The 3175-nt window shown below is 57.4% G+C and carries 6 protein-coding genes; all 6 read left to right on the forward strand.

Annotation, left to right across the window (positions count from 1 at the left end):
* Positions 1-359: 359 nt before the first annotated feature.
* Positions 360-608, forward strand: coding sequence for a helix-turn-helix transcriptional regulator (locus CSQ89_RS20655; protein WP_099407871.1), 249 nt, complete (start codon positions 360-362; stop codon positions 606-608).
* 11 nt (positions 609-619) lie between these two features.
* Complete coding sequence (locus CSQ89_RS20660) at positions 620-1324, forward strand: hypothetical protein (RefSeq protein WP_099407872.1); 705 nt, start codon at positions 620-622, stop codon at positions 1322-1324.
* A gap of 37 nt (positions 1325-1361) precedes the next feature.
* Positions 1362-1778 carry a hypothetical protein gene (locus tag CSQ89_RS20665; protein WP_139022758.1) on the forward strand — a complete coding sequence of 139 codons (417 nt, stop codon included), beginning with the start codon at positions 1362-1364 and terminating at the stop codon, positions 1776-1778.
* 70 nt (positions 1779-1848) lie between these two features.
* Complete coding sequence (locus CSQ89_RS20670) at positions 1849-2370, forward strand: hypothetical protein (RefSeq protein ID WP_143747118.1); 522 nt, start codon at positions 1849-1851, stop codon at positions 2368-2370.
* A 14-nt stretch (positions 2371-2384) separates the two neighbouring features.
* A complete protein-coding gene (locus CSQ89_RS20675; protein ID WP_099407875.1) occupies positions 2385-2957 on the forward strand; it encodes a hypothetical protein in 573 nt (190 codons plus the stop codon).
* Positions 2954-3175 (forward strand): primase-helicase zinc-binding domain-containing protein (locus CSQ89_RS20680; RefSeq protein WP_304441808.1); only part of this gene is annotated, 222 nt, incomplete at its 3' end. The genes CSQ89_RS20675 and CSQ89_RS20680, both read left to right, overlap by 4 nt.

The raw sequence follows: 3175 nt of genomic DNA on the forward strand, positions 1-3175 counted from the left end.
AATGCCTGAGCATCAAGACGCAGAAGAACCCATTCGCACTTTGCCGCAAGTTACTGATCAACGCCTCCCGCGCGGCTTATGATCAGTTACAGCTGCTTCTCGCAGCTACTGCGTAACATCAGTCAGTGAGCCGAAGGGTAGACGGGTTTACATCGCCCGCAATTCGCCTGATTCACCAAATTTCCCCAGTCGCAACCCCTATTTAAGCGTTTTTAGCCCCCTTATTTGGCCTCTCATTGTGTGGCGCATCCACACAATGGCGATGACGTGCGCCCTTTGCTGCCACTCGGGATACTGCCGGCATGCGTTCAACAACGCCTACCGGAATCCACCTGAATCTGTTTTGCAAAGGAATTTTGATGTTGCGTACTCAAGCTGCGAGGTTGGCAGGACCAGCAGGCACCTCACCAACAAACCAAGCGTCAGAGCGCTTTCTCCGTCTGCCGGAAGTCATGTCCCGCACAGCGCTGTCCCGCTCCAGCATTTATGCCGCCATTCAGCGCGGCATCTTCCCGAATTCGATTTCACTAGGCGGCAAGTCTGTCGCTTGGCTCGAATCTGAAATTACTGCGTGGCAAGCCGCCCGCATTGCTAACCGAAACCATTAAGGAAAGAAATCATGCTGACCCATCACCCTGAACACCGCGCTACCGTCGAAGCCGCGCTGGCTGAATGCCATGCTGCCCGTGACGCCTTCCTGCCGTTGCAGGCGGTCTGTACCGCGTTACGCAAAGAAATCGCTGCCCACCAGCAATCGGCACAGGAAGCCGAAGCCGATGCGGCCCGCCTGCGTGCAGAAAACAAAGGCTTGTTGCGTAGCTTCACCAACAATCTAAGCCCGAAGTGTCGGGAACTCAAAGCGCAGGAACGGGCGGCTTACACGCTGGCGGAAGACTGGCGCGAACTGGCGACCGAATTGGCAAGCGGGTTGGACGAAGCCGACGAAGACGCCTCGCTGCAATGGAGCCGCGTAGAGGGTGCGCAAGAACGCCTACAGCAATGCTATAGCGCCGCCTTGATCGAGATTGGCCTGAGCCAATTGCCGCCGGCGTTGTTGCTGGGCTTCCAGCTGCATGGCAACCATTTGGGACAGCAGGGCCAAACGGCCCCCTGGCGTCTGTTCGACGGGTCGGGCCTGGAAGCGGCCTGGCGTGAATTGGCGCCCAAGCTGTTGGCGCAGTGCAAACAGCCGGTGAGCTTGCCGGACGACGCCATCAGCGCGGGCCTGCAAGCGATAGATCGTGGTTGTGTGCCGCACATCACCCCGGCGCAGTTGCATGTACGCCGCAGGGAACGCCAAACCGCCCAAGCTGCGCAGGCTTAACCCTTTATCAACCCATACCCACGAAAGCGAAAAGATCATGAGCAAATGGATAGGTGTCGAGTTAGATGGCACGTTGGCTGAGTTCAACAAGCAGTACCCAGAGGAGATCGGCGAGCCCTTGGGTTATATGGTGAGCCTTGTGAAAGGTTGGCTAAAAGACCATCAGACTGTAAAGGTGCTGACACCGCGGGCAAGCACCAGCAGCGGCATGAGCAAAGTGAAAGCATGGCTAGGCGATAACGACTTAAACGGGGTTGAGGTGATCGCCAGCGACCCGGATATGGTGACGCTATGGAGTTCCCGCGCTGTGCGGGTGGAATTCAACAGCGGCAAGCTGTGTCGAGGCTGTAGCGATGCGCCGGTACAAAAGCACAGCCTGCCTTTACGGGCTGGGGGGCAGTTGGGTTCAGCGATGCGCTTTGTGGATGAGCGTGTTTATTTGACCGACTGCTAATTGCTAAAAATGGTGGGTTGTTTGTGTAATCGCCCACCGCCTAACGATCCATCTAATGACAGCCCTAAACATGATGACTTATCCGCACAACGGGCTTGACGGCTGCGGCTTTCTGGACGACCATGCACCTGTCGCAGTCAATCCTGCGATCGGGTTTGGCGACTCGGAGAACAAAGGCGGACAGCCGCCTACAGCGGCTATTTTTACGTCCGTCACACACCACAAGTGCGTCCATTTTATGGCGGGCCGTGGTGGGGATACCTTCGGGTATGCCGGTTTCCTTTGTACCGGTTCGCCAACCCCGCCATGTGCCTGCCACCCTCATTTGGCGATGGGGGAGCGGGTGAAAACCTACAAAGGATTGCCCATGTTTTTGTCCATCCTAAGCGCCTTTCGCGCTCTGATTACCCCTCGCACTATCCCCGTCTCTACGCTACCGACCCAAGCCGAAGCCCGCGCCCTTGCTGCGCTGTTGGTTGCGCATGGCCGTTCTGCAGTCATTGTGGCGGCCTCACCAGGCTACACCGTGTCCGAGGTCGATATGACCTTTGCTAAGCCCCAACCTGCCAATCTCCGCCCGCCCCTGATCTAAGCAAGGCCCACCCGATGAAAACCCAAACAACCAACCCTAAAAACGGGCTGGCAGCCCCCGGCTTGCCTGCAACTTTACAAGCGACCTTGCCCGCCTTGGACGTAACGCCCATTGCGCAAGCGGTGAAGTCCACCCGCAAACGCAAGGTAAAACCCGTTGTACCGAGCATGCCAGACCGTCGCCTCTACTGGACCGCTGACGGCATAGGCCGTATGGCATGGCTGCCCTTTGTACATATGCCGAAGCGGAGTCGTCGGGGAGCTTCTATGTGGAAAGTCACGCCGACTGAAGATTACGAGGTGGCTTATCCCATCGGTACTGAATATGCAGCCCACTTCGTCCAGTTCTTACGCGACAACCCTGCGCGTGCGGGTGGCGGTCTGCTGCGCCAGATCATGGCCGATGCTGACTTGAATGATGAAAGCGGGGCGCGTGGCTATCTGGATGGCTTTATCCATTACCTCGAACTGCTGCTTTATCACCAAGCCCACACGATGGACGTATATGGCTATGCCGACCAGCTGAACGCCTCCTTTAAGCGTCTTTACCACGGCGAAGACACGCTGAATGAGGAGAGTACGACATGAATCGCCTTGATAAAGACACCCTTCGCCAAGCCGCCCAAGGCTGCTGGCCGGCGATTCTGACAGCGCTGGGCCTGCCAGCAGCCACCTTTACCAGCAAGCGCAATCGACCCTGTCCTTGCTGTGGCGGTACTGACCGTTTCCAATGGATAGACAAAGACGCAGGTCGCTTTGTCTGTCGGGCACTAGAGGGCCAGGGCGGTGATGGCTTTGCGTTGGTC

Source organism: Chitinimonas sp. BJB300 (assembly GCF_002735695.1).
GTDB lineage: Bacteria > Pseudomonadota > Gammaproteobacteria > Burkholderiales > Chitinimonadaceae > Chitinimonas.